Genomic DNA, 26,296 nt, shown 5'->3' with positions numbered 1-26,296 from the left:
CGCCATGGTGCGTGACAATACAAAATGGGCGGCAGGTTAGCTGCCACCCATTGACTTTAAACACAGCTGCTCTCCCCAAAAGGGAGAGGGGGCCGATCGAGCATATTTTCAGATACCCGGAAAAGCAAAAACCCCGCCGAAGCGGGTTTTGCCTGAAGCAGTTGAAACTGGCCGGTAAGCCGCTTTCCTTTTATAGAGAGCGTCGTTGGACAGTCATCTGTGCTTATTGCTCTTGAAAAGCAAAAACCCCGCCGAAGCGGGGTTCTTTAAGAGTTGAAACTGACCGATAAGCCGGGTTCTGTCGTTGGACAGTCATTCATCTAGGCCAGCAATCGCTCACTGGCTCAAGCAGCCTACCCGGGTTCAGTACGGGCCGTACCTTGTGAACCCCTATTTGGCCTTGCTCCGGGTGGAGTTTACCGTGCCACGAACTGTTACCAGTCGCGCGGTGCGCTCTTACCGCACCCTTTCACCCTTACCTGATCCCACTTGCGTGGGCCATCGGCGGTTTGCTCTCTGTTGCACTGGTCGTGGGTTTCCCCCCCAGGCGTTACCTGGCACCCTGCCCTATGGAGCCCGGACTTTCCTCCCCTTCGCCCGTCTCCCCCAAGGAGGACGACGACGAAGCGGCGACTGTCTGGTCAGCTTCGGCGCGCAGTATAGAGGGTTTGCGCGCCGATGTCACCCTTCAGCGTGCATGCCAACCTGCAAAGTGGCAGCAATATTGCGTGAAGCGCGATAAATGTTGTCGAATGCACCACGGAAGGCCTCTTCCAGGGTACCAATGCTGGTCAATACGCTAAATACCGCATCGATGCCGTACTGGTGTACCACGCCCACATCACGGGTCAGGCTACCGGCAATACCGATCACTGGCTTGTGGTATTTCTTCGCCACATTGGCCACACCCACCGGTACTTTACCGTGGATGCTCTGGCTGTCGATACGACCTTCACCGGTGACCACCAGCGTACAGTCATGGATATGCTCTTCCAGGTTCAGCGCCTGGGTTACAATCTCAATCCCGCTGCGCAACTCGGCACCGAGAAACGCCATTAATGCCGCACCCATACCGCCAGCTGCGCCGGATCCCGGTACGTTTTTCACATCAACGTTCAGTGACTTTTTGATCACATCAGCATAGTGGCCCAGGTTTCTGTCCAGTTCGACGATCAACGCTTCGGTTGCGCCTTTCTGTGGTCCGAAGATGCGGGATGCGCCCTGTTCGCCGGTCAGTGGATTGGTGACGTCACAGGCAACGCGGATGGTGCAGTCGCTCAGGCGTGGATCCAGGCCGCTGATATCAATGGCATTGAGGCTCATCAGGCTGCCGCCGCCGTTGCCGATTTCGACACCGTTCGCGTCACAAAGCTTAGCGCCCAGCGCCTGTACCATGCCTGCGCCGCCATCATTGGTGGCACTGCCGCCAATGCCGATGATGATATTTTTTGCCCCATGTTCCAGCGCGTGCAGAATAAGTTCCCCGGTGCCGCGCGAAGTGGTGATCAATGGGTTGCGTAATTCCGGGGGCACAAGTGCCAGTCCACTCGCGGCCGCCATTTCAATGAAGGCTGTTTTACCGTCGCCGGACATACCCCAGCTTGCATTCACTTCTTCACCTAACGGACCGGTGACCGAAGCGGTATGCGACGTACCTTTTGTGGCGGCAATCATGGCCTCAACCGTTCCTTCACCGCCGTCCGCGACCGGAACTGAAACGTATTGAGCGTCCGGGAAAATTTCCCGAAATCCTTTTTCTATCGCCTGGGCTACCTCGGTAGCAGAAAGGCTTTCTTTATAAGAGTCTGGGGCGATTACGATTTTCATAGTTGATTTGCCTGACTTTGCCGCGCAAGGCGTACACCGCCCTCTTCTGGTGACACGCATAAATAACCGATTAAGAGGGCGATATATAAGAATTCAAGGGCGCGTTCCCGCGCCCTTCTTATTAGCGAGAGACTTCTACTTTCGCCAGTTTTTCGTAGTAGCACGCGATAGCGCTGTGGTCGTCACTACCGTGACCATCAGCACGCAGTGCCTGCATCATTTCCATGACGGCAGCAGTCAGCGGCAGCTGAGCGCCCACACCATGAGAAGTATCCAGTGCGTTGGACAGATCTTTGATGTGCAGGTCGATGCGGAAACCTGGTTTGAAGTTACGATCCAGAACCATAGGTGCTTTTGCTTCCAGCACGGTGCTACCAGCCAGACCACCACGGATTGCCTGGAATACCAGTTCCGGGTTAACGCCTGCTTTGGTTGCCAGAGTCAGTGCTTCAGACATTGCAGCAATGTTCAGCGCTACGATGACCTGGTTTGCCAGTTTGGTTACGTTACCTGCACCGATATCACCGGTATGAACAACGGAACCCGCCATCGCTTTCAGCAGATCGTAGTATTTGTCGAACAGCGCTTTATCACCGCCAACCATCACGGACAGGGTGCCGTCGATAGCTTTAGGCTCGCCGCCGCTTACCGGTGCGTCCAGCATAGCAACGCCTTTCGCTTTCAGGCCTTCGCTAATTTCACGGCTGGCCAGCGGTGCGATGGAGCTCATATCGATCAGCACAGTACCTGCTTTCGCGCCTTCGATAATGCCGCCTTTACCCAGCGCAACTTCTTTCACGTGCGGGGAGTTAGGCAGCATGGTGATGATCACATCACACTGTTCAGCAATATCTTTCGCGCTGGTTGCGGACTCTGCGCCAGCGGCAATCAGTTCAGCGACCACTTCAGTATTGCGGTCGGAGACCACCAGTGAGTAACCTGCTTTAATGAGGTTTTTACTCATTGGTTTACCCATGATGCCCAGGCCAATGAAACCAACTTTCATCGTCATAATTGCGTCTCTCTCTTTATTCAATGGTGGTTTGATTATTTTTTGTAGGTATCAGCCAGTTTCTGCGTACCCGCACGGAACACGCCCAGGTCGCTGCCGACAGCAACAATGGTCGCGCCCCAATCCAGATAACGGCGAGCATCAGCTTCTACTGGCGCCAGGATACCGCTCGGTTTGCCATGTGCTTTCGCACGAGCAAAGATGTGTTGAATGGTGCGCTGTACTTCCGGGTGCGCAGCATTGCCGATATAACCCAGGGTTGCCGCCAGATCGCTCGGGCCTACGAAGACACCGTCAACGCCGTCGGTCTCAAGAATTGCGTCGAGGTTATCCACGCCTTCCTGACTTTCGATCTGCACGATGATGCTGATGTTTTTGTTAGACTGTGCGAAGTAATCCGGCACGGTACCGAACATGTTGGCACGGTGAGAAACCGACACACCACGAGTGCCTTCTGGCGGATAACGGGTGGCAGATACGGCGCTTGCTGCTTCTTCAGCGGTTTCCACGAACGGCACGAGGAAGTTGTAGAAACCGATATCCAGCAGACGCTTGAACACAATAGGGTCGTTTTCAGGGATACGTACGACCGGTGCACTTGAGCTGCCTTTCAGCGCCATCAACTGCGGTACAAAAGAGAGCACGTCGTTAGGGGCGTGTTCACCGTCCAGAAGCAGCCAGTCAAAACCCGCCAGCCCCAGAACTTCAGCACTGATGTGACTGCCCAGCGCCGACCAACAACCGATTTGAACCTGATTAGCCGCCAGTGCAGCTTTAAATTTGTTCGGGAAAATATCGTTACTCATCTTTTGCACCTTAATTTTTTGTCGTTGCTTACTTTTTCAATTCCATGCGTTTGATGTCGCCGACCACGAACAGGTAGCACACCATCATCATCAGGGCCGAACAGCCAACAAAGATCAACGCACCGTTAAATGAATGCAACTCTTTAACCATGTATCCAATTGCTAACGGAGTAACAATGGACGCCACATTACCGAACACGTTAAACACGCCGCCACACAGACCGACAATTTCTTTCGGTGCGACATCGGAGATAACTGGCCAGCCCAACGCGCCAAAGCCTTTTCCGAAAAATGCCAGTGCCATCAGTGCGATGACCAGCACGGTGTTATCGGTGTAGTTACACAGAATGATGCTGGAGGCCAGCAGCATCCCAACAACGATAGGGAATTTACGCGCCACGGTCAGGGAGAAACCGCGTTTGATCAGGTAGTCAGAGAACAGGCCGCCTAATACACCACCGCCAAATCCGCAGAGTGCCGGAATGGACGCAACGAAACCCACTTTCAGAATCGACATGCCCTTTTCCTGTACCAGGTAAATAGGGAACCATGTCAGGAAGAACCAGGTGATTGTGTTCAGGAAGTACTGGCCAAAGAATACGCCAAGCATCATGCGGTTAGTCAGCAGTTGCTTGATATAGTCCAGTTTTGGACCTTTCTGGCTGGCGGCATCTTCTTTCTTGTGGTCCATATCTACAACTGCACCATTGGCAGAGATATAGTCCAGCTCTTCACGAGTCATACGCGGATGGTCGGTTGGGTTATGCATATACTTAACCCAAATTGCGGTCAGTACAAAGCCCATACCACCCATCACGGTAAACACATGTTCCCAGCCCCAGGCAAAGGTCAGGTAGCCCAGCAGCGGTGAGAACAGCGCCAGTGAGAAATATTGTGCGGAGTTAAAGATAGCGGATGCGGTACCACGCTCTTTCGCCGGGAACCAGGCTGCCACGATACGGGCGTTGGCCGGGAAGGACGGCGCTTCAGAGAAGCCCAGCATAAAACGCATGATAAACATGGAGATACCAGCCCATGCTATCGGGAAAATATCGACAAAACCTTGCAGGAAGGTAAAGAGCGACCAGAAGAACAAGCTGTAGGTATAAACTTTCTTCGAACCGAAACGGTCAAGCAGCCAGCCGCCTGGGATTTGCATCAGCAGGTAAGCCCAGCCAAATGCGGAGAAGATGTAACCCATTGATACAGAGTCAAGCTGCAACTCTTTAGCGACTTCGGTTCCGGCGATGGACAGCGTTGCGCGATCCGCATAGTTAATTGCTGTTACAATGAATATAATCAGCAAAATTAAATAACGGGTAGGAACACTCCGCTTCACTTCGACATTATTTTGTACAGACATAATAAACCCCCTCGGGCACTTCTAATTTAAAAATATAATTATTTTGATGTGTAATTTACCCGACTTATTAATAAGCTCTCGAAGCTATTATCAGGTATTGGCATATTCAATTTTATTATCGCTCAGTATAAACATCACCCATTGGCGACGCACTGGCGTGTTGCTCAATTTTGGCTTAAGTTAAGAAGATTATTTTGAGCATATGCACATAAGCCTGGGCGCTGATGCACAGATCTTAGAATTCCCCCCCAGAGCAGGCGGGTAATCACGAAAATAAGTGATTTAGATCACATTTTATTATTGGAACTCCTGACATCCTTATTTCAACTAACGAGGTTTTAATTTCTGATAATTACAGAACAGTCCCTCTTTTCTCTTTTTTGAGTAATGCATCGTAAAGTTAGCTGGAGATTACCTGACAATGGCCGACATTGAAATTAGACAGCAATCGCCTACGGCGTTTTATATTAAAGTGCATGAGACCGACAATGTCGCGATCATCGTTAATGACAATGGCTTAAAAGCAGGAACCCGTTTTCCTGATGGCCTGGAGTTAATTGAACATATCCCGCAAGGCCACAAAGTTGCGCTGGTAGATATTCCTCATCACGGTGAAATCATCCGTTATGGCGAAGTGATCGGCTATGCAGTGCGTGATGTTGCCCGTGGGAGCTGGATCGATGAATCCACGGTTGAGCTGCCTAAAGCGCCACCGCTGAATACTCTGCCGCTGGCAACCAAAGTGCCTGAAGATTTACCGCCGCTGGAAGGTTATACCTTCGAAGGCTACCGCAATGCGGATGGCAGCGTCGGCACCAAGAATCTGCTCGGCATTACCACCAGCGTGCATTGCGTTGCAGGCGTGGTTGATTATGTTGTGAAAATTATTGAACGAGATCTGCTGCCGAAATATCCGAACGTGGATGGCGTCGTGGGTCTGAACCACCTGTATGGTTGCGGCGTGGCAATTAACGCTCCGGCAGCCGTCGTTCCGATCCGTACCATCCATAACATCTCGCTGAACCCGAACTTCGGTGGTGAAGTGATGGTGATTGGTCTGGGTTGTGAAAAACTGCAACCAGAGCGTCTGTTGCAGGGTACCGAAGATGTGAAAGCTATCGCAGTTGACGATGCAAGCATCGTTCGCTTGCAGGACGAGCACCATGTTGGCTTCCGCTCTATGGTTGACGACATTCTGCAAGTGGCTGAACGTCACCTGGCAAAACTGAACCTGCGCAAGCGTGAAACCTGCCCGGCGTCAGAACTGGTTGTTGGCACCCAGTGTGGTGGTAGCGATGCGTTCTCCGGCGTAACCGCCAACCCGGCAGTGGGTTATGCCTCTGACCTGTTCGTGCGTTGCGGCGCGACCGTCATGTTCTCTGAAGTAACAGAAGTACGTGATGCCATCCATCTGTTAACGCCGCGCGCGGTAACCGAAGAAGTGGGCAAACGCCTGCTCGAAGAGATGGCCTGGTACGACAACTATCTGGACATGGGCAAAACCGACCGCAGCGCTAACCCATCCCCGGGTAACAAAAAAGGCGGTCTGGCTAACGTGGTGGAAAAAGCCCTTGGCTCTATCGCTAAGTCCGGTAAAAGCGCCATCGTTGAAGTTCTGTCTCCGGGCCAGCGTCCGACCAAGCGTGGTCTGATCTACGCAGCAACCCCGGCGAGCGACTTCGTCTGTGGTACCCAGCAGGTTGCCTCTGGTATTACCGTGCAGGTCTTTACCACCGGTCGCGGTACGCCGTACGGCCTGATGGCTGTGCCGGTGATTAAAATGGCCACCCGTACCGAACTGGCAAACCGTTGGTTTGACCTGATGGACATTAACGCGGGCACCATCGCCACTGGCGAAGAGTCCATTGAGGATGTGGGCTGGAAACTGTTCCACTTCATCCTGGATGTGGCGAGCGGCCGTAAGAAAACCTTCTCGGATCAATGGGGTCTGCACAACCAGCTGGCTGTGTTTAACCCGGCTCCGGTGACTTGATTTATTAGAAAAACAATCTCATCGTTTATTAGCATGGCTTCGGCCATGCTTTTTTTTGCCTGTTATTTGCAAATTCCATGCGTCTTAACCCTCTCGCTTCTCAGCGCCTTCCCTTTCACAAACTTGCTTTCACTTTCGAACCTTTCATTTTTCTGACTCAAATCACAAAACAACGTTACGAAACCCTATACATTCTTTCGAAGAAAACAAACGAAATGTTTCGGAGGCAGGATGTATATCATTTCGACGAAAGCGATGCTGCACAAGGCGCAACAGGAAGGCTATGCCGTCCCGGCATTCAATATCCATAACCTTGAGACTCTGCAGGTTGTCGTGGAGACCTCTGCGGAGTTGCGTTCACCACTGATTGTCGCAGGAACGCCTGGTACCTTCAGTTACGCCGGTATCGGTAATATTGTGGCCATTGCCGGCGAACTGGCGAAAACCTATAACCAACCGCTCGCCATCCACCTTGATCATCATGAGAAGCTTGAGGACGTCAAAAGCAAAGTACTGGCAGGCGTACGCTCCGCCATGATCGATGGCTCCCATCTGTCTTTTGCCGACAATATCGATCTGGTAAAAACCGTCACCGACTACTGCCATCGCTATGACGTCAGCGTCGAAGCCGAACTCGGCAGACTGAGCGGCGAGGAAGATGACCTGGTAGTGGACGGAAAAGACGCGCTCTACACCAACCCGGATCAAGCCTTTGAATTTGTGAAAAAAACGGGCATTGATTCTCTGGCCGTCGCTATCGGCACTGCCCACGGTTTGTACACAGCCACTCCTAAGCTCGATTTTGAACGGCTGGCAGAGATTCGCCAGCTCGTAGATATCCCACTGGTGCTGCACGGCGCTTCTGGTTTGCCTGCTGAAGATATCCGCAAAGCCATCTCACTGGGTATCTGCAAGGTCAATGTTGCCACTGAACTGAAGATCGCCTTTTCCGACGCCCTGAAGGCTTATCTGGCCGCTCACCCCGACGCCAGCGATCCTCGCCATTACTTGGTACCGGCTAAAACCGCCATGAAAGAAGTGGTGCGTAAAGTTATTGCCGACTGCGGTTGCGAAGGAAAATTGTGAAAGCATTTGATTAATTGTTGAAAATATTCAGAAACATCCCGGAGGAATAAAGTGAAAGACATTATTGCCCGCCATAAGGCAGGAGAACATCTCGGTATTTGCTCAGTCTGCTCGGCGCACCCGATGGTAATTGAAGCCACGCTGCGTTTCGATGCGCATACCGATAAAAAGGTACTGATTGAAGCGACATCAAACCAGGTGAACCAGTTTGGCGGCTACACCGGCATGAAACCGGCTGATTTTCGGGACTTTGTTTTATCGATTGCAAAAGAGGTGGGCTTCCCGCAGGAACGGCTGATTCTGGGCGGCGATCATCTGGGACCGAACTGTTGGCAAAACGAACCCGCTGCTACGGCGATGGAAAAATCTGTCGATCTGATCAAAGCCTACGTTGCCGCGGGCTTCAGCAAAATTCACCTGGATGCCTCCATGTCCTGCGCCGATGATCCGGTTCCGCTGGATCCGAAAGTGGTTGCCGAGCGTGCCGCACGTCTTTGTCAGGCGGCAGAAGAAACCGCCAGTGATGAGCTGAAAAAATCACTGACCTACATCATTGGTACCGAAGTGCCGGTACCCGGCGGTGAAGCCAGTAGCATCAGCAGAGTGCATGTAACCCGAGTGGAAGATGCAGCAATGACCCTTGAAACGCATCGTGTTGCCTTCCATGCCCTGGGGCTGGACGCTGCGATGGACCGCGTTGTCGGTATGGTGGTACAGCCAGGCGTGGAATTTGACCACACGCAGATCATTCACTACCAACCGCAAGAAGCCGAGGCGCTCTCAGCCTGGATCCGTCAGACTCCGATGGTCTACGAAGCGCACTCAACCGATTATCAGTCACGTCAGGCATATCGTGCGCTGGTCGGCGATCACTTTGCGATTCTGAAAGTCGGTCCGGCACTGACCTTCGCGCTGCGCGAAGCCATCTTTGCCCTTGCTCAAATGGAAAACGAGTTGATTGCACCGGAAAACCGCAGCCGGGTGCTGGACGTCATCGACGAAGTGATGCTGAACGAACCGGGATACTGGAAAAAGTACTACCGTCCGGCCTGGAGCGAAGCCATGGTGGACATTCACTTCAGCCTTTCCGACCGCATTCGCTACTACTGGCCGCACCCACGTATTCGCCAGAGCGTGGAGAAGCTCATTGCCAATCTGAGCGCCACCACTCTGCCGCTCGGATTACTCAGCCAGTACCTGCCTTTACAGTTTGAACGTGTATTACATAATGAGTATGTCGCGACACCACAAAATCTAATCAATGACAAAATACAGGATGTATTGCGCGCTTACCGCTACGGATGCGCCGAAGAAACAGCCTGATTCCTGGAGAATGTATGAGTCAACTTTTTGTCCGAACCGGAATTGAATTTAGCTCACGCCAGCAGGTGCTGGAGCATATTGGCGACGAGATGCTGGCGAAAGGTGTAGTGCATGAAACCTGGCCGGCCGCGCTGATTGAGCGGGAGGCGAACTACCCGACGGGCATCGCTCTTGAATGCCACGCCGTCGCGATTCCGCACTGCGAAGCGGTTCATGCGAAGTCCGCCGCTATCTATTTGATCCGTCCGGATAAACCGGTGAATTTTCAACAGGCCGATGATGACAGCGAAATCGCCGTTTCACTGATTATCGCCCTGATTGTTGAGAACCCTACGGCGCAGCTTAAGCTCCTGCGCCGCCTGTTTGGTGAGCTACAGAACCCGAACTCGCTGGAGGCTTTGTTAAGTGCGCCGTCCGAGCGCCTGGCAACGCTTTTTCGGGAAACCATCCTTGAGCCTGAAAGCAGCTCTCAGGCTTTATAAGATACTGATAATAAAAGGAGTACCCAATGAAACGTAAAGTTATTGTCGCCTGTGGAGGCGCTGTTGCCACATCCACCATGGCTGCTGAAGAAATCCGCGAACTCTGCGAAGCAAACAACATTACCGTTGAGCTGGTGCAGTGCCGGGTGAATGAAATCGAAACCTACATGGATGGTGCAGACCTTATCTGCACAACAGCAAAAGTGGAGCGTACCTTCGACGATATTCCGGTTGTTCACGGCATGCCGTTTGTCTCCGGCGTTGGCATCGAAGCGCTGCAACAAAAAATACTGACCATTCTTGTGGGGTAACGTCATGTTTAGCGAAATCATGCGCTACATCCTCGACTTAGGCCCAACGGTCATGCTGCCTTTGGTTATCATCATCTTCTCAAAACTGTTGGGGATGAAGCTCGGGGACTGCTTTAAATCCGGTTTACACATCGGCATCGGCTTTGTTGGGATCGGCCTGGTCATCGGCCTGATGCTCGACTCCATAGGCCCGGCAGCGAAAGCCATGGCCGAACAGTTCCAGATTAACCTGCATGTCATTGATGTAGGTTGACCGGGTTCTTCGCCCATGACCTGGGCTTCGCAAATCGCTCTCGTTGCGATCCCGATTGCCATTGGGGTTAACGTCCTGATGCTGGTGACACGCATGACCCGCGTGGTCAACGTTGATATCTGGAACATCTGGCACATGACCTTCACCGGCGCGATGCTGCATCTTGCCACTGGCTCTTACTGGATTGGGATTCTGGGCGTAGTGGCTCATGCGGCCTTCGTCTACAAACTGGGCGACTGGTTTGCCAAAGACACCCGCGACTTCTTCGGCCTGGAGGGCATTGCGATTCCTCACGGTAGCTCCGCTTACCTCGGCCCGATCGCCGTGCTGGTGGATACCATTATCGAAAAGATCCCAGGGCTGAACCGCATTCACTTTAGCGCAGATGACATTCAAAAACGCTTTGGCCCGTTTGGTGAACCCGTCACCGTGGGCTTTGTGATGGGGATTGTCATCGGTTTACTTGCGGGTTACGACGCCAAAGGCGTGTTGCAGCTGGCCGTCAAAACCGCTGCCGTAATGCTGCTGATGCCACGAGTGATCAAACCAATCATGGATGGTTTAACCCCGATTGCTAAGCATGCACGTAAACGCCTGCAGGCTAAATTCGGTAGCCAGGAGTTCCTGATTGGTCTCGACCCGGCCCTGCTGCTTGGTCACACCTCGGTGGTCTCTGCGAGCCTGATATTTATCCCGTTGACCATCCTGATTGCGGTGTTAGTTCCTGGAAATCAGGTGTTGCCGTTCGGAGACCTCGCCACTATCGGTTTCTTCGTCGCCATGGCTGTGGCGATGCATCAGGGCAATCTGTTCCGCACACTGATCTCTGGCGTAATCATCATGAGTATCACACTGTGGATTGCAACACAGACTATCGGCCTGCACACCCAGCTTGCGGCAAATGCAGGTGCGTTGAAAGCAGGTGGAATGGTGGCATCGATGGACCAGGGCGGCTCGCCGATTACCTGGCTACTCATCCAGCTCTTTACCTGGCAGAACATCGTCGGTTTCGCAGTCATCGGTGCGATTTACCTGGCGGGTGTCCTGCTGACCTGGCGCAGAGCACGTAACTTCTCTGCGGCAGAAAAAGCCGCCCTCGCGCAGCAAACTCAGGTCACATCCTGATCTTTGGGGAGCCTTCGCTCCCCGCTTTCATTCCTGGAGAGTGTTATGAAATCAGTGGTTATTCACGCTGAGGGAAACGTGCGCGTTGAAGAACGCCCTGAACCTCAGGTACAGCATGAAGATGACGTTAAAGTCAGGGTGGTCAGCTCCGGCCTGTGTGGCTCCGATATCCCGCGTATTTTTGCTAACAGTGCCCATTTCTACCCGATTACCCTCGGACATGAATTCAGTGGATATGTGGAAGCCTGCGGCAAGCAGGTCAACGATCTCAGCGTGGGCGATGCCGTCGCCTGTGTCCCTCTACTCCCCTGCTTCGATTGCCCGGAGTGCCGCAAAAAATACTTTTCGTTGTGCAAGCACTACCAGTTTGTCGGTTCACGCAGTGATGGCGGCAATGCAGAATATGTAGTGGTACGCCGCGCTAATCTCTACCGCCTGCCCGAAAAGATGACCATCGAAGACGGTGCTTTTATCGAGCCGATTACCGTGGGTCTGCATGCATTCCACCTTGCGGGAGGATGTGCAGATAAGAACGTGGTGATTGTCGGCGCAGGGACCATTGGGCTGCTGGCGATGCAATGCGCACTGGCCCTGGGGGCAAAAAGCGTAACGGCAATTGATATCAATCCGGAAAAACTCACGCTGGCGAAAAAGCTTGGTGCTACACACGCTTTCAACAGCCGCGAGCTGAGCGCATCACACATTCAGGAACTGCTTTCTGAAAACCGCTTCGATCAGCTGGTACTGGAAACCGCGGGCGCTCCGCAAACCGTCTCGCTGGCGATCGAGATTGCCGGGCCACGAGCACAACTGGCGCTGGTAGGCACTCTGCACCACGACCTGACGTTGACGGCCACTGTATTCGGGCAAATTTTGCGTAAAGAACTGGCGGTGCTGGGAAGCTGGATGAACTACTCCGGCCCATGGCCCGGTGAAGAATGGGAAACAGCTGCGCGTCTGTTAACGGAAAAACGCTTGCAGCTTGAGCCGCTTATCGCACATCGCGGCGATCCAGACAGTTATGCAGAAGCCGTCCAGGCGCTCAACGGCGCGCCAATGCAGGGAAAAATCCTGCTGCAGTTCGACTAAGTGATAGAGCCAGCAACCTGAGCTGGCTCACATTTACTTTCGAAAGTTAGCGTTCAACTTTCACAACCCTTCGATTACACTATCCAGAGTTAATTCTCAGGTAAATCAATATGAACTCATTTGAACGAAGGAACAAAATCGTCGATATGGTGAATACCCAAGGGAGCGTGTCGGTTATCGAACTTTCAAATACCTTTGCTATCTCTGAAGTGACCATTCGTGCCGATCTGCGCTTACTGGAAGAAAAAGGGCTGGTCACCCGTTTCCATGGCGGCGCAGCTAAACCTGGGATCAGCATGATGGACAGCGAAAACCAGGAAGTGGGCCTTGAAGAACGCTACAAGCTGGCCAGTGATCCGAAGAAACGTATTGCCCAGGCCGCCGCCGCCATGATTGAAGAAGGGATGACCGTTATCCTCGACAGTGGCAGCACGACGATGCTTATAGCCGAAGCGCTGGCAAAGAAAGCCAATATCACCGTCATTACCAATAACCTTCCCGCCGCCTTTGCTCTGTCGGAAAATAAAGACATCACGCTTGTGGTATGCGGCGGCACGGTGCGACATAAAACCCACTCCATGCATGGCACCATTGCCGAGCGCTCTTTGCAGGGTATCAGCGCTGACCTGATGTTTGTTGGCGCAGATGGCATTGATACCACCAATGGCATTACAACCTTCAACGAAGGCTATTCCATCAGCAGCGTGATGGCCGCAGCGGCGCACAAAGTGGTGGCGGTGCTGGATGCCAGTAAGTTTAATCGTCGTGGCTTCAACCAGGTGTTGCCGATGGACAAAATCGACTGCGTTATCACCGACGAGGGGATTAGCGAGAAAGATAAAAGCGCACTCGGCAAAATGGGTAAAGAAGTGATTATTGTCTGAGAAAAAGGGGCAAAACACACCGCCATAGCCGGTTTCGTCAGTTGCCGCAATCTGCGGTGGCATCGTCAGATGCCACCTTTGTTCATTACCGACGCACTATTTTACCCGCCAGCTACCGCCTTTTTTCTCTCCAATACGCATCAACACGCCTTTTGCCTGCAGCGATTGCAGATGACGTTCGATGGTTCGGGCTGAAACCTTCATTACCTCCGCAAGCGCTTTGGCCGTAAGGGATGGTTCGGCGCAGAGCAGACGGACTATTTCGCTTTCTGCTGCCTTTAAAAGTACGCGAGGTTGTTCCGACATTTGTTCCGACATTTGTTCCGACATTTGTTCCGACATATCGGGTGATACTTGTAGGCCTTCCTTTAGGGCCAACGCCAAATTCTCCTGCATAAACATAACAAATGGCGTGCAGTCACTGGCATTATCACACTGCCCCAGGATTGCGTAATACCGCTCTTGCTGATAATGAATCAGGGTTTCGACAGGCAGCCACGCCAGCTCCTGGCGCCATTGACTGAGGATGAGCGTTTGCCACAGCCGCCCCATACGCCCGTTACCATCGGCAAAGGGATGAATAAACTCAAACTCATAGTGGAAAACCGAACTTGCGACCAGCGGATGCAAATCCGTTTTATCCAGCCATGCCAGCAAATCATTCATCGACCGGGGTACCTGGCTGGCTGGCGGTGCCATATGAATGACCTGCCGATCGCGATAAATACCAGCATCTTCTTGTCGTAGCGCACCTGGACCGTCGACCAGACCCGTCATCAATAAACGGTGGGCGGTAAGAAGATCGTTGAGATCCGCGCGATGCCATTGCGACATCCGCTCATAAGCCAGAATCGCATTTCTGACTTCCTGAATATCTTTTGCAGGTGCAAGGACACGCTTTCCATCCATCAACGCGGTGACCTGATCGGTATTCAGACTGTTATGTTCTATTGCCAGCGAGGCCTGGATCGTACGGATCCGGTTCTCTTTGCGCAGTAGCGGCGACTGCCTGCCGGTTTGAGCCGACCAGTGTCCCAGCAGCTCGCCAATCTCAACCACCAGATTAAGAATGGCGGGAGTGATGCAAAAGGGGGGCTGGTAGCGACTCATTGCATTACTCCCCCTGCTGCTCCAGCGCGTATTTGTAGAGAGCATTTTTCTTCACGCCGTGGATCTCTGCCGCCAGCGCTGCAGCTTTCTTCAGGGGCAGTTCGGCCTGCAACAGGGCCAGGGTGCGCAACGCATCGGCAGGCAATGCCTCTTCCTGCGCTTTATAACCTTCCACAATCAGTACCATCTCGCCTTTGCGGCGATTTTCATCTTCTTTAACCCAGGCCAGCAGTTCGCCCACCGGAGCGCCGTAGATGGATTCCCAGGTTTTGGTCAGCTCACGCGCCAGCACCACATAGCGCGCTTCACCCAGCACCGTCACCATATCTTCCAGACTTTCCAGCAGACGATGAGTGGATTCATAAAAAATCAGAGTGCGCGGTTCAGCTTCCAGCGCCTGTAAGGTGTCACGACGGCCTTTAGATTTGGCAGGCAGAAAACCTTCGTAACAAAAACGATCCGATGGCAAGCCCGCAGCACTTAAGGCGGCGATAGCGGCACAGGGACCAGGCAGCGGAACCACGCGGATACCCGCTTCACGGCAGGTGCGCACCAGATGGTAGCCCGGATCGTTAATCAGCGGCGTGCCCGCATCGGAGACCAGCGCAATGTTCTGCCCTTCCTTCAGTTTTGCTACCAGCGTTTCGGCTTTTTGTTGCTCATTGTGATCGTGAAGGGCAAACAGTCGCGCATTAATGGCAAAATGCGCAAGCAATAACCCGGTATGCCGGGTATCCTCAGCGGCAATAAGATCGACATCCTGCAATACGGTGAGCGCACGCTGGGTAATATCCCCCAGATTGCCAATTGGCGTGGGGACAATGTAGAGCTGGCCTTGAGAATTGTCCGCTGATTCGTGTTGTTTCATTGTTTCATCCGTATTGCCGATTTAATATTGAGCATTGCGTAAAAAATATCACTGGATACAGAATGCTACCGTCAACATTTCTACGTTCAAAAGCCATGCGCTGCCTGCCTGTCGTGCTGGCCGCTCTGCTGTTTGCAGGCTGCGGCACCCAAACTCACGACCAGAGCGATGAGCATATGCAGGGCGCCGCGCAGGCCGATTCAGGTTTCTACCTGCACCAGATGCAGCAAAGCGCAGATGATAGCAAGACCAACTGGCAATTACTCGCCATTCGTGCACTGATTAAAGAAGGCAAAACCCAGCATGCAAGCGAGCTGCTTGCTCAGTTGCCGCAGGATCTGAACAATGCCCAGCGTCTTGAACAGGCTTTGCTGACCGCCGGGCTTAAACTCTCTCAACAGGATTTTGGCGGCGCGCAGGCTCTGCTGGCTCAGATTGACCCGACCGGGCTTGATAACAACCAGCAGGCTCGTTACTGGCAAATGGGGATCGCGGCGTCGCAGGGCAAGCCGTCCCTGACGCTGCTTCGCGCCTTAATTGCTCAGCAGCAGTTGCTCGCAAGCGCGCCGGAAAAGCAGAAGAATATCGATGCTACCTGGCAGGCGCTGTCCTCAATGACCGAGGATCAGGCCAAAGCCCTGGTGATCAACGCCGATGAAGCAACGCTGCAAGGCTGGCTGGATCTGCAGCAGATGTGGTTCGATAACCGCAACGATCCGAGCATGTTGAAGGGCGGGATCGCCGACTGGCAGCAGCGTTACCCGCGCAATCCGGGCGCGCTGATGCTACCGAGTCAACTGTCTAATGTGCAAAACTTCCGCCCGGCCTCGGTGAACCAGATTGCCCTGCTTTTGCCGTTAAACGGTCAGGCGGCGGTCTTCGGCCGCACCATCCAACAAGGTTTTGAAGCGGCGAAGAGCGGAACCACAACCGTGTCTGGCCCGGCGGTGCCCGAACAGGCCGCTCAGGCGGCGAATGTGAATACCACTGCTGATGTGGTTAGTCCGTCACAGACCAATGTCAACGACCTCACCGGCGCACAAACAGCGGAACCGGTTACCGCGCCTCAGGCACAACCTTCAGAACAGGTTACCGCCGAAGAGCAGAACACCGCTGAGGCTCCCGTCGCAACGCAGCCAACGGTAGTGACGCCTGCCGTCGCGGTGACGCCCGCAAATCCCGCTGCCTCGCTCAAAATTTATGACACCAGCGCATTACCGCTGGATCAAATCCTCAATCAGGTTCAGCAGGACGGCGCCAGTATCGTTGTCGGCCCGCTGTTGAAGAACCACGTTGAGGAGCTGATGCGTAGCCATACAACGCTGAACGTGCTGGCGTTGAATCAGCCGGAGCGCGTCGAAAACCGCCCTAACATCTGCTACTACGCCCTCTCGCCGGAAGATGAAGCCCGCGATGCAGCGCACCATATGCATGAGCAGGGCCGCCAGTCGCCGCTGCTGTTAGTGCCGCGCAGTGCGCTCGGCGAGCGTGTGGTAACCGCCTTTGCCGAAGAGTGGCACAAACTGGGCGGCGGCATGGTCTTACAGCAAAAGCTGGGTTCAATGGCCGAACTGAAAATGGCGATCAACGGTAGATCGGGTATTGCCATGACCGGGAGTCCGGTCACCTCCAGCCTGCCGCAGCAGCAGGGCGTGACCATCGGCGGCCTGACCATTCCGGCTCCGCCAACAGATGCGCAAATCACCGGCGGCGGTAAAGTCGATGCGGCCTACATTGTGGCAACCCAGGATGAAATGGCGCTGATTAAACCGCTGATCGTTATGCGAACCGGCAGCCAGAGCGGCATCATTCTTTACGCCAGCTCCCGTAGCGCCCAGGGCGGCGCAGGCCCGGACTTCCGCCTCGAGATGGAAGGGTTACAGTTCAGTGAAATCCCTATGCTTGCAGGCAGCAACCCGGCGCTGATGCAACAGGCATTAAGCCGCGTGAATAACGATTACTCCCTGGCCCGACTGTATGCCATGGGCGCGGATGCCTGGACGCTGGCCAATAATTTCTCGCAAATGCGCCAGGTGCCAGGTTTTGAAATCAATGGTAATACCGGTGATTTAACCGCCACTCAGGATTGTGTGATTAACAGGAAGTTATCATGGCTCAAATACCAGCAGGGGCAAATCGTCCCGGCCAGTTGACCCGTAAGCAGACCGGCGACGCGTGGGAATCCAGAGCGCGTTGCTGGCTGGAACGCAAGGGACTGCGTTTTATTGCCGCCAATGTGCGTGAGCGCGGCGGCGAAATCGACCTGATTATGCAGGACAAACTGGCAACAGTTTTTGTGGAAGTTCGCTATCGCAAATCGGCCTTTTTTGGCGGAGCAGCAGGCAGCATCACCGTTGCTAAACAGCGTAAGCTGTTGCATGCCGCTCGTTTGTGGCTCGCCCGGCACAATGGCAGTTTTGACACTGTGGATTGCCGGTTCGATGTGGTAGCTTTCACCGGAAATGATGTTGAGTGGATACAAAATGCCTTTAACGACCACTCATAATGACTAAATGATAGGGAACACTGTGCTCGAGAGAATTAAAGCCTGCTTTACTGAAAGCATTCAAACCCAAATTGCAGCCGCAGAGGCTCTGCCCGACGCAATTTCCCGTGCAGCCATGACCGTGGTCCACTCCCTGCTTAACGGCAACAAAATCCTCTGTTGTGGCAATGGCACCTCCGCCGCCAACGCACAGCATTTTGCTGCCAGCATGATTAATCGTTTTGAAACAGAACGTCCGGGTTTACCTGCCATTGCACTTAATACCGATAATGTGGTCTTAACAGCGATAGCCAACGATCGCCTGCATGACGAGATTTATGCCAAGCAGGTTCGGGCGTTAGGCCATGCAGGTGACATCCTCCTTGCCATCTCCACACGCGGTAACAGTCGCGATATCGTGAAAGCTGTCGAAGCAGCGGTAACACGCGATATGACGATTGTCGCCCTGACCGGATATGACGGGGGTGAACTGGCCGGACTGTTAGGGCCTCAGGATGTTGAAATCCGTATACCTTCTCACCGCAGTGCGCGTATTCAGGAGATGCACATGCTGACGGTGAATTGTTTATGCGATTTGATAGATAACACGCTTTTTCCCCACCAGGATGATTAAGGAGTACACATGAAGGCTTTTACGCCCCTCGCAGTCCTTATTTCCGCACTTCTCTTACAAGGTTGTGTTGGTGCAGTTGTTGTTGGTTCAGCGGCTGTGGGCACCAAGGCGGCGACAGACCCGCGCACGGTTGGCACTCAGGTTGATGATGGCACACTGGAACTACGCGTGAACAGCGCGCTGTCTAAAGACGAACAAATCAAGAAACAGGCTCGTGTCAACGTCACTGCCTACCAGGGGAAAGTCCTGCTGGTGGGCCAGGCACCGACAACGGATCTCTCCTCCCGGGCCAGACAGATTGCAGTGGGTGTGGAAGGGGCAACGGAAGTATTTAACGAAATCCGCCAGGGTCAGCCAATTGGCATGGGCACTGCCGCAAGCGATACCTGGATTACCTCCAAAGTACGTACCCAGTTACTGAGTAGCGATGAAGTGAAATCCTCCAACGTGAAAGTGACGACCGAAAACGGCGAAGTGTTCCTGCTTGGTCTGGTGACCGATCGCGAAGGCAAAGCCGCAGCAGATATTGCCAGTCGCGTGAGCGGCGTAAAACACGTCACCACAGCGTTTACCTTTATCAAATAATGGCAAACAGCCCGGCGGTGTATTACGCGCCGGGCTTCTCTTTTCAGCCTCTCACAGCAACAGCAGGCTTCCTGTTATCGCACCGCCCACCGCAACCAGCGCCCCCGTCAACCAGAGTGCTTTTGCCGGAAAGGACTTACGCAGCATAATCAGCGATGGCAGACTCACCGCAGGCAGCGTCATCAGCAATGCCATTGCCGGAGCCATCCCCATTCCCGCCAGCATCATCGTCTGTACAATCGGTATTTCTGCCGCCGTTGGGATAACAAACAGGCAGCCCGCGACGGCCATCGCAATTACCCACAGCAGCGTATTATCGATAGCGCCGTCCGCATGGGGAAACAGCCAGACTCTGGCCGCCCCAAGCACCAGCACCGCCAGGATATAGACCGGGATCGTACTCCAGAACAAAGACCACAGAGCCCTTCCCCAGCGGGCGAAGAAGTGCCCTTCCGGCTCAGGCAGCGGGACATCCACCGCAACATCCGGTGAGATATCGTCTTTAACCAGGCGCTGCACCAGCGAGGCGACGCCCACCACAATAATAAACCCGGCAATCAGGCGAATGGCGACAAAATGCCAACCGAGAACAAAACCCATAAACACCAGCGTTGCCGGGTTAAGCAGTGGATTCCCCATCCAGAATGCCAGCGCGCCCCCCATCGAAACCCGCTGGCGGCGCATTCCTGCGGCAACGGGAGCAGCACAGCAGGAGCACATCATGCCGGGGAGCGAGAAAAGCGTACCAAAAAAAGTACCTGCCAGACTTTTTTGCCCCAGGGTGCGAATCAGCCAGTTAACCGGGATCAGTACCTGAATTAAGGAGCCCAGCAATACGCCAAGCACGGCCGCTTTCCAGACGGCAAGGAAATAGACCATCGCATAATCGATAGCAGCCTGAAGCGGGCTGGCATCAGCCCCGGCGAGAATGGATTTTCCAATACTGTGGGTTTGTGCGGCGGTGAAGGCTTTACCGTAATAAGGCTGCCATTTCACATACCAGAGGCCAACGGCCACAATGAGAAAAAAGAGAGCAGGTTTCCACCATTGCATGGCGGTTGCCGCCCGGGATGAAGACTGACCAGTCATACTTTTCTCCGGGGAAGTGAAAGCAAAATATTTACCCTGCGAAGAGTACGCCTGAGCGTCCGATTTGAAAATGGTTAATCATCAGCCAGCTGACGTAACTGTGCAGACGAAAGGATCGTCACCGCCTCGGCTGAAGGCGTAAATGCAACCTTAAGCAACGCACTGGCCACATCCCGTGCGGCAATTGACTTCCAGTTGCCAGGCAGCAGCTTAAACAGCGGGGCAAAAAGTGACTCACTTAAACGCTGTTTTTCACGCTCTCCCACCAGCATCGACGGGCGGGCAATGGTCAGGCGCGTCCATCCCTGTTCGCCCAGCGCATTTTCCATCTCGCCTTTCACACGGTTGTAGAAAAAAGGTGAGTGGGCATTCGCCCCCATCGAACTGACCACCAGCATATGCTGCGCGCCAAGACGCAACCCCGTCAGTGCGGTGTCCACCACCAGGGTGTAATCGGCATGGATAAAGGCTTCTTTGCTTCCCGCTTCCCGGCGAGTGGTGCCGAGACAGCAAAAAACAGTGTCCACCGGCTCGGTGACCTGCGCTAATGCATCGGTCAGCTGTGGATCGTAAGGATTAAAGACGCCAGCAAGGGTCGCCAGAGGGCGGCGCGTAGGGGCGGCAATCGCCGTGATGCGGGGATCAACGGCCAGCATCCGCAGTAAATTGCCGCCGACCAGCCCGGTCGCGCCAGTTATCAGTATCCGACTCATTTATTCTCCCTGCTAAAAGTTACGCCGGATGTGAATCGCGGATCCAGTGGAGTTTTTTACCAAAGCCCAGGGTGTTATCGGTAAATTTGAGCTCGTTAAGCTGAATTTCCCACATTGGCGCACTGAGCAAACGGGCGACAGGAAAGCGGCGGTTATACTGCGCGCGCGGGGCTGCGCTTTCTGTTTCCTCCATCCGCCGGATCTCACCGGTAAACTGGACGCCGCGAATGAGGGCAACGGTTTTGGGCTGACCATTCACCGTTCCCGCCACGTTAGCGTGCAGACCGGTCATTTGTGAATGTCGGGTGCTGTCGTCACTCAGGAGATAAAAGGCGACCTTTTGTGGATCATAAATATAAAAGGCGTTCGCACACCACAGCTCGCCACGGCTGGCTACGCACCAGCTCACCACATGCTGTTTCGCCAGCCAGCGATTGATGGCCGCAAGAGTTTCCATTTCTCTTCATCCTCATGTTATTTTTCTTTCACATTAGCACAACGAATAACGTTATGACGTCCTGGTTTCTTTATCTTATCCGCGCCGCCGACAACAGCCTGTACACCGGTATTACGACCGATGTGGCTCGCCGTTTTGTACAACATCAGAATGGGAAGGGAGCAAAAGCGCTGCGCGGGAAAGGCGAATTGTTGCTGGTATTTTCAGCGCTGGTAGGCGAAAGATCGTTGGCATTACGTGTGGAATACCGCATCAAGCAACTGACGAAGCGGCAAAAAGAGCGCCTCGTCAGCGGAGATGGGTCATTTGAGGCGTTGCTGGAAAATCTGCAACGATCAACCGCTAAAAACGATCGAACAGCTGGTGATACTCCACCAGTCCACTGACATCATTGAAGGCATCATCGGCAAGACGGTGCACCTGGAAGGCGCTTTCCGTCCCCGGCCAGCGACAGTGCAGGCCGTAGCTGGCGGCGGGTTCAAATCCCAGGCGACCATAAAAATCAGGCTCCCCAAGGGTGACCACTGCGGCGTAACCAAACTCATTGAGTGAGTCCAGCCCTTCATAGACCAGCTGACGAGCAAGACCCTGGCCACGGTAAGCTTCATCAACCGCCAGCGGCGCCAGCCCCACCCATTGCAAGTCTTCGCCTTTTACCGCCACCGGACTGAAAGCGACGTAACCGATGACCTGCCCTTCGTCATCGGTTGCAACCAGGCCTAGCGTAATTAAGCCATCTTCACGCAGGTCGTGTACCAGCGTGGCTTCACTTTCGTCCGCAAAAGTGCGACGTAAGAGCGCATCAATGCCCGGTGCATCAATCCCAATCTCTACTCGAATCAGCATGGTTCACCTACAGAAGGTTGTGGTGTGTCCATCGGCGTTTTCTGGCCGGCTTCAACAAAATCCGCCAGTTGCAGCAACATGACGCGTAACGCTTTTGGCATCTGCTCCAGTTCAATGGCGTCCATCAGGTTCTTCACGTACAGCCCAAGCTCGGTGTCGCCTTCAATAACCAGCCGGCGCTGGAAAAAGAGCGTATCCGGATCTTGCTTGCGTGCGGCGATCATCAGCAAATCGCTGGCATCTGCGCAGAAACTGACATCGGCATTAGCGGACTCACGGACAATCAGTCGCGAATGCTCAACCGAGGTATACCACGTCAGGCCAATGTCCCGAACCTGGATACTTAACCAGCGACCTTCCAGAAACTCAAGCTCACCATCTTCCAGCGCCTGCTGGAACTGCCAGCGGAGCACTTGCTCCAGCACCTGGCGTTTGATGGCGAAAGGCGTCAGCTTAACCGGCACGCTCAGTAAAGACGGGCCATAATGAACGAGACGTGAGCGCAGTTTTTCCAACACGAGCTTTACTCCCTGAAATAAACGTTCCTGCTATTTTGCCATATCAAATAGACGACATGGCGGCGTAAATCAACAATTAGGCAAGAAGAATGCATCGATTATTGATGTCATCAATACACAATTAACTGCCCCAAATCAAAAATTGTCGCAACCAGGTTAACTAAAATCCCAGTTCGTTAACAATTTAGCGACCCCTTTGGGTTGTCTGGGCCAGCGTGCCCCGGATTGCAGGAAATACTATGGAGTTGCTCTGCCCGGCTGGAAATCTTCCGGCGCTTAAGGCGGCCATTGAAAACGGCGCCGATGCTGTCTACATCGGTCTGAAAGACGATACCAACGCTCGCCATTTCGCGGGTCTCAACTTTACAGAAAAAAAACTACAGGAAGCAGTGAGCTTTGTGCACCAGCATCGGCGAAAGTTGCATATCGCCATCAATACCTTCGCTCATCCTGATGGCTATGCCCGTTGGGAGCGTGCCGTGGACATGGCAGCGGAGATTGGCGCTGACGCCCTGATCCTCGCCGATCTGGCGATGCTGGAATATGCCGCAGAGCGCTACCCGCATATCGAGCGTCATGTCTCTGTTCAGGCCTCAGCCACCAATGAAGAAGCCATCCGCTTCTACCACCGTCATTTTGACGTCGCCCGTGTGGTTCTCCCCCGGGTGCTCTCGATGCATCAGGTGAAACAATTAGCACGCGTCACGCCGGTTCCGCTCGAAGTCTTCGCCTTTGGCAGCCTGTGCATTATGGCTGAGGGACGCTGCTATTTGTCATCCTATCTGACCGGCGAATCCCCTAATACCGTGGGTGCCTGCTCTCCCGCGCGTTTTGTGCGCTGGCAGCAAACGCAACAGGGGCTGGAGTCACGGCTGAATGAAGTGCTGATTGATCGTTATCAGGACGGCGAAAACGCGGGCTACCCGACGCTTTGCAAAGGCCGTTATCTGGTGGACGGTGAGCGCTATCATGCCCTTGAAGAGCCCACCAGCCTCAATACCCTTGAGCTGCTGCCCGAGCTGCTGGCAGCCAACATTGCCTCCGTGAAAATTGAAGGTCGTCAGCGTAGCCCCGCCTATGTCAGTCAGGTAGCGAAAGTCTGGCGCCAGGCTATCGACAGATGTATAGCCGATCCGCAAAACTATGCGCCGCAAACGGCCTGGATGAACGCCCTTGGGGCAATGTCGGAAGGTACGCAGACCACTCTTGGCGCTTACCATCGCAAATGGCAGTAGGACACACGATGAAATATTCACTCGGGCCAGTGCTCTACTACTGGTCAAAAGAGACCCTCGAAAACTTCTACCAACAGGCTGCCGTCAGCAGCGCTGATGTCATTTACCTTGGCGAGTCGGTGTGCAGTAAACGCCGGGCCACTAAAGTGGGTGACTGGCTGGATATGGCAAAATCACTGGCCAGCAGCGGTAAGCAGGTGGTTATTTCAACGCTGGCGCTGGTGCAGGCGTCTTCTGAACTCAACGAACTGAAACGCTACGTCGACAATGGCGAATTCTTACTGGAAGCGAGCGACCTTGGCGTGGTTAACCTGTGTGCCGAGCGTAAGCTGCCGTTTGTCGCCGGGCATGCGTTGAATATCTACAATGCGGTGACGCTACGGCTGCTCCTTAAGCAGGGCATGACACGCTGGTGCATGCCGGTCGAACTCTCCCGTGACTGGCTGATTAATTTACTCAACCAATGTACCGATTTAGGTATCCGCGAGCAGTTTGAAGTGGAAGTCTTAAGCTATGGGCATCTGCCGCTGGCTTACTCTGCACGCTGCTTTACCGCGCGTTCGGAGGACAGAGCGAAGGATGAGTGCGAAACCTGCTGCATAAAATACCCGAACGGACGCGATATGCTGTCGCAGGAAAATCAGCAAGTGTTTGTGCTCAATGGCATTCAGACCATGAGCGGGTACGTTTATAACCTTGGCAATGAGCTGAAATCGATGGCCGGGATCGTCGATATGGTACGTCTGTCCCCAATGGGCAGCGATACGTTTGCCATGCTTGAGGCTTTCCGTGCCAATGAAAGTGGCGAGAACCCACTGCCGCTGGCTGCGCACAGCGACTGCAACGGCTACTGGAAACGTCTGCCTGGACTGGAACTTCAAGCGTAAAGATACACAAAATCATTCACGTTGCATCAAGGCGGCAAGTCTGAGAATCCCCAGGAGCTTACTCAAGTAAGTGACTGGGGTGAACAGATGTAGCCAACGCGGAGGCAGCCTGAAGGATGAAGTGTAAAAGCTCACTTTGTTAACAACAGTTATCATTTTGTCGTGCAATATTAAATGATTCGCCGTCAACAAAGTGAGCTGACATGACTGATAAAACCATTCCGTTTTCGGTGCTGGATCTGGCACCGATCCCGCAAGGATCCTCAGCCCGGGAAGCCCTCTCTCATTCTCTGGATCTCGCCCATCTGGCTGAAAAACGTGGCTACCACCGCTACTGGCTGGCCGAACATCACAACATGGTGGGTATTGCCAGTGCCGCCACCTCGGTACTGATTGGTTATCTGGCGGCGAACACCACCACGCTGCATCTGGGTTCCGGCGGTGTGATGTTGCCCAACCATTCTCCTCTGGTGATTGCCGAACAGTTTGGCACCCTGAATACCCTTTATCCCGGACGGATCGATTTAGGCCTTGGCCGTGCTCCGGGCAGCGATCAGCCTACAATGCGGGCCCTACGTCGCCATATGAGCGGTGATGTCGATAACTTCCCGCGCGATGTCGCCGAACTGGTGAACTGGTTTGATGCCAGCGATCCTCACCCGCATGTTCGCCCTGTTCCCGGCTATGGCGAGCAGGTCCCGGTGTGGCTGTTAGGTTCAAGCCTTTACAGTGCGCAACTTGCCGCCCAGCTCGGTTTGCCTTTTGCTTTTGCCTCGCACTTTGCCCCGGATATGCTTTTCCAGGCGCTGCACCTCTATCGCACCCAGTTCAAACCCTCGGCGCGCCTCGACAAGCCGTATGCGATGGTGTGCATCAACATTATCGCCGCGGACAGCAATCGTGACGCACAATTCCTGTTTACCTCCATGCAGCAGGCGTTCGTGAAGCTACGTCGTGGTGAAACCGGGCAGTTGCCAGCGCCCATTCAGAATATGGATCAGCTCTGGTCGCCCGCTGAGCAGTACGGTGTGCAGCAGGCGCTGAGTATGTCGCTGGTGGGAGATAAAGCGAAGATTCGCCATGGCCTGGAGTCTGTTCTGCGTGAGACTCAGGCTGATGAGATTATGGTTAACGGGCAGATTTTTGACCATCAGGCCCGCCTGCACTCATTCGAGCTGACAATGCAGGTGAAAGAAGAACTGTTGGGGTAGCACGTTATCTTTTCTCCCTCTCCCTTCTGATCTGAACCCCATAACCTGGAACAGGTTCAGGTCAGAGAGCGCGACTGAGTCCGATAATTTACCGGACTCAGTCC

General features: G+C 53.8%; 26 protein-coding genes, 1 other RNA gene and 1 pseudogene. 16 read left to right on the top strand and 12 right to left on the bottom strand.

Annotation, left to right across the window (positions count from 1 at the left end):
* Window positions 1-271: 271 nt before the first annotated feature.
* From rnpB to ACSZO4_RS15335, 5 genes are all read right to left on the bottom strand, one after another.
* Window positions 272-649: RNase P RNA component class A (gene rnpB, locus ACSZO4_RS15355), an RNA gene on the bottom strand.
* Window positions 650-681: 32 nt separating this feature from the next.
* Window positions 682-1,827 carry a glycerate 2-kinase gene (garK, locus tag ACSZO4_RS15350; RefSeq protein ID WP_437889919.1) on the bottom strand — a complete coding sequence of 382 codons (1,146 nt, stop codon included), beginning with the start codon at window positions 1,825-1,827 and terminating at the stop codon, window positions 682-684.
* A gap of 121 nt (window positions 1,828-1,948) precedes the next feature.
* Complete coding sequence (gene garR, locus ACSZO4_RS15345) at window positions 1,949-2,839, bottom strand: 2-hydroxy-3-oxopropionate reductase (RefSeq protein WP_437889918.1); 891 nt, start codon at window positions 2,837-2,839, stop codon at window positions 1,949-1,951.
* Between the two features lie 35 nt (window positions 2,840-2,874).
* Window positions 2,875-3,645: a 2-dehydro-3-deoxyglucarate aldolase gene (garL, locus tag ACSZO4_RS15340; protein ID WP_437889917.1), complete on the bottom strand. Its 771-nt coding sequence runs from the start codon at window positions 3,643-3,645 to the stop codon at window positions 2,875-2,877.
* Between the two features lie 28 nt (window positions 3,646-3,673).
* Window positions 3,674-5,008 carry an MFS transporter gene (locus tag ACSZO4_RS15335; protein ID WP_437889916.1) on the bottom strand — a complete coding sequence of 445 codons (1,335 nt, stop codon included), beginning with the start codon at window positions 5,006-5,008 and terminating at the stop codon, window positions 3,674-3,676.
* A gap of 421 nt (window positions 5,009-5,429) precedes the next feature.
* Here ACSZO4_RS15335 and garD point away from each other — a divergent pair, with 421 nt between their 5' ends.
* The 8 genes and pseudogenes from garD (at window position 5,430) to ACSZO4_RS15295 (ending at window position 13,554) form a co-directional block, all read left to right on the top strand.
* Window positions 5,430-7,001 (top strand): galactarate dehydratase, encoded by a 1,572-nt coding sequence (gene garD / locus ACSZO4_RS15330; protein WP_437889915.1) that lies wholly within the window; start codon window positions 5,430-5,432, stop codon window positions 6,999-7,001.
* A 231-nt stretch (window positions 7,002-7,232) separates the two neighbouring features.
* The gene (locus tag ACSZO4_RS15325) at window positions 7,233-8,087 is read left to right on the top strand and encodes a tagatose bisphosphate family class II aldolase (RefSeq protein ID WP_437889914.1); all 855 of its coding nucleotides are present in this window, start codon (window positions 7,233-7,235) and stop codon (window positions 8,085-8,087) included.
* Between the two features lie 51 nt (window positions 8,088-8,138).
* Window positions 8,139-9,410, top strand: a complete 1,272-nt coding sequence (gene gatZ / locus ACSZO4_RS15320) for a tagatose-bisphosphate aldolase subunit GatZ (protein ID WP_437889913.1) — start codon at window positions 8,139-8,141, stop codon at window positions 9,408-9,410.
* Between the two features lie 14 nt (window positions 9,411-9,424).
* Window positions 9,425-9,892, top strand: a complete 468-nt coding sequence (gene gatA / locus ACSZO4_RS15315) for a PTS galactitol transporter subunit IIA (protein WP_437889912.1) — start codon at window positions 9,425-9,427, stop codon at window positions 9,890-9,892.
* Window positions 9,893-9,918: 26 nt separating this feature from the next.
* The gene (gene gatB / locus ACSZO4_RS15310) at window positions 9,919-10,203 is read left to right on the top strand and encodes a PTS galactitol transporter subunit IIB (protein ID WP_437889911.1); all 285 of its coding nucleotides are present in this window, start codon (window positions 9,919-9,921) and stop codon (window positions 10,201-10,203) included.
* A 4-nt stretch (window positions 10,204-10,207) separates the two neighbouring features.
* A pseudogene (locus ACSZO4_RS15305) lies at window positions 10,208-11,581 on the top strand (galactitol-specific PTS transporter subunit IIC).
* 45 nt (window positions 11,582-11,626) lie between these two features.
* Window positions 11,627-12,670 (top strand): galactitol-1-phosphate 5-dehydrogenase, encoded by a 1,044-nt coding sequence (gene gatD, locus ACSZO4_RS15300; RefSeq protein WP_437889910.1) that lies wholly within the window; start codon window positions 11,627-11,629, stop codon window positions 12,668-12,670.
* A gap of 110 nt (window positions 12,671-12,780) precedes the next feature.
* Window positions 12,781-13,554 (top strand): DeoR/GlpR family DNA-binding transcription regulator, encoded by a 774-nt coding sequence (locus ACSZO4_RS15295; protein WP_437889909.1) that lies wholly within the window; start codon window positions 12,781-12,783, stop codon window positions 13,552-13,554.
* Window positions 13,555-13,650: 96 nt separating this feature from the next.
* Here the strand turns inward: ACSZO4_RS15295 and ACSZO4_RS15290 are convergent, their stop codons facing one another.
* Together ACSZO4_RS15290 and rsmI are read right to left on the bottom strand one after the other, a co-directional pair.
* Window positions 13,651-14,664 carry a Fic family protein gene (locus ACSZO4_RS15290; RefSeq protein ID WP_437889908.1) on the bottom strand — a complete coding sequence of 338 codons (1,014 nt, stop codon included), beginning with the start codon at window positions 14,662-14,664 and terminating at the stop codon, window positions 13,651-13,653.
* Window positions 14,665-14,668: 4 nt separating this feature from the next.
* A complete protein-coding gene (gene rsmI, locus ACSZO4_RS15285) occupies window positions 14,669-15,532 on the bottom strand; it encodes a 16S rRNA (cytidine(1402)-2'-O)-methyltransferase (RefSeq protein ID WP_437889907.1) in 864 nt (287 codons plus the stop codon).
* A gap of 62 nt (window positions 15,533-15,594) precedes the next feature.
* Between rsmI and ACSZO4_RS15280 the strand changes: the two genes are divergently transcribed.
* Genes ACSZO4_RS15280 through dolP form a run of 4 tightly spaced genes read left to right on the top strand, consistent with a single transcriptional unit; the run spans window position 15,595 to window position 19,236 of the window.
* Window positions 15,595-17,685 (top strand): penicillin-binding protein activator, encoded by a 2,091-nt coding sequence (locus ACSZO4_RS15280; RefSeq protein ID WP_437889906.1) that lies wholly within the window; start codon window positions 15,595-15,597, stop codon window positions 17,683-17,685.
* A complete protein-coding gene (locus tag ACSZO4_RS15275; protein WP_437889905.1) occupies window positions 17,643-18,038 on the top strand; it encodes a YraN family protein in 396 nt (131 codons plus the stop codon). Before ACSZO4_RS15280 ends, ACSZO4_RS15275 begins: the two co-directional genes overlap by 43 nt.
* A 22-nt stretch (window positions 18,039-18,060) precedes the next feature.
* Entirely contained in the window at window positions 18,061-18,651 is a 591-nt protein-coding gene (gene diaA / locus ACSZO4_RS15270) for a DnaA initiator-associating protein DiaA (RefSeq protein ID WP_437889904.1), read from the top strand.
* 9 nt (window positions 18,652-18,660) lie between these two features.
* On the top strand, window positions 18,661-19,236 hold the full coding sequence (gene dolP, locus ACSZO4_RS15265; RefSeq protein WP_437889903.1) for a division/outer membrane stress-associated lipid-binding lipoprotein: 576 nt from the start codon (window positions 18,661-18,663) through the stop codon (window positions 19,234-19,236).
* A gap of 51 nt (window positions 19,237-19,287) precedes the next feature.
* Here dolP and ACSZO4_RS15260 read toward each other — a convergent pair whose 3' ends face one another.
* The 3 genes from ACSZO4_RS15260 to ACSZO4_RS15250 all read right to left on the bottom strand — a co-directional run bounded on the left by ACSZO4_RS15260 (window position 19,288) and on the right by ACSZO4_RS15250 (window position 21,495).
* On the bottom strand, window positions 19,288-20,325 hold the full coding sequence (locus ACSZO4_RS15260; RefSeq protein ID WP_437889902.1) for a permease: 1,038 nt from the start codon (window positions 20,323-20,325) through the stop codon (window positions 19,288-19,290).
* A 74-nt stretch (window positions 20,326-20,399) separates the two neighbouring features.
* A complete protein-coding gene (locus ACSZO4_RS15255) occupies window positions 20,400-21,038 on the bottom strand; it encodes an NAD(P)H-binding protein (protein ID WP_437889901.1) in 639 nt (212 codons plus the stop codon).
* Window positions 21,039-21,057: 19 nt separating this feature from the next.
* Window positions 21,058-21,495, bottom strand: a complete 438-nt coding sequence (locus ACSZO4_RS15250) for a YhbP family protein (protein WP_437889900.1) — start codon at window positions 21,493-21,495, stop codon at window positions 21,058-21,060.
* A 14-nt stretch (window positions 21,496-21,509) separates the two neighbouring features.
* Between ACSZO4_RS15250 and ACSZO4_RS15245 the strand changes: the two genes are divergently transcribed.
* Window positions 21,510-21,881, top strand: coding sequence for a GIY-YIG nuclease family protein (locus tag ACSZO4_RS15245; RefSeq protein ID WP_437889899.1), 372 nt, complete (start codon window positions 21,510-21,512; stop codon window positions 21,879-21,881).
* Here ACSZO4_RS15245 and ACSZO4_RS15240 read toward each other — a convergent pair.
* Complete coding sequence (locus ACSZO4_RS15240) at window positions 21,838-22,341, bottom strand: GNAT family N-acetyltransferase (protein WP_437889898.1); 504 nt, start codon at window positions 22,339-22,341, stop codon at window positions 21,838-21,840. The two genes, ACSZO4_RS15245 and ACSZO4_RS15240, sit on opposite strands and share 44 nt — an antisense overlap.
* The gene (ubiT, locus tag ACSZO4_RS15235; RefSeq protein WP_437889897.1) at window positions 22,335-22,859 is read right to left on the bottom strand and encodes a ubiquinone anaerobic biosynthesis accessory factor UbiT; all 525 of its coding nucleotides are present in this window, start codon (window positions 22,857-22,859) and stop codon (window positions 22,335-22,337) included. The genes ACSZO4_RS15240 and ubiT overlap by 7 nt, the downstream gene beginning before the upstream one ends.
* A 239-nt stretch (window positions 22,860-23,098) precedes the next feature.
* Here ubiT and ubiU point away from each other — a divergent pair, with 239 nt between their 5' ends.
* From ubiU to ACSZO4_RS15220, 3 genes are all read left to right on the top strand, one after another.
* Window positions 23,099-24,094, top strand: a complete 996-nt coding sequence (ubiU, locus tag ACSZO4_RS15230; RefSeq protein ID WP_437889896.1) for a ubiquinone anaerobic biosynthesis protein UbiU — start codon at window positions 23,099-23,101, stop codon at window positions 24,092-24,094.
* An 8-nt stretch (window positions 24,095-24,102) separates the two neighbouring features.
* Entirely contained in the window at window positions 24,103-24,981 is an 879-nt protein-coding gene (locus ACSZO4_RS15225) for a U32 family peptidase (protein WP_437889895.1), read from the top strand.
* A 203-nt stretch (window positions 24,982-25,184) separates the two neighbouring features.
* Window positions 25,185-26,192, top strand: a complete 1,008-nt coding sequence (locus ACSZO4_RS15220) for a luciferase-like monooxygenase (protein WP_437889894.1) — start codon at window positions 25,185-25,187, stop codon at window positions 26,190-26,192.
* The last annotated feature ends 104 nt before the right edge of the window (window positions 26,193-26,296 follow it).

This window comes from Phytobacter sp. V91, assembly GCF_965644225.1.
Taxonomy (GTDB): Bacteria; Pseudomonadota; Gammaproteobacteria; order Enterobacterales; family Enterobacteriaceae; genus CBFFRJ01.
Note: the sequence above shows the minus strand (reverse complement) of the source record. Positions and strands in the feature narration are given on the sequence as shown.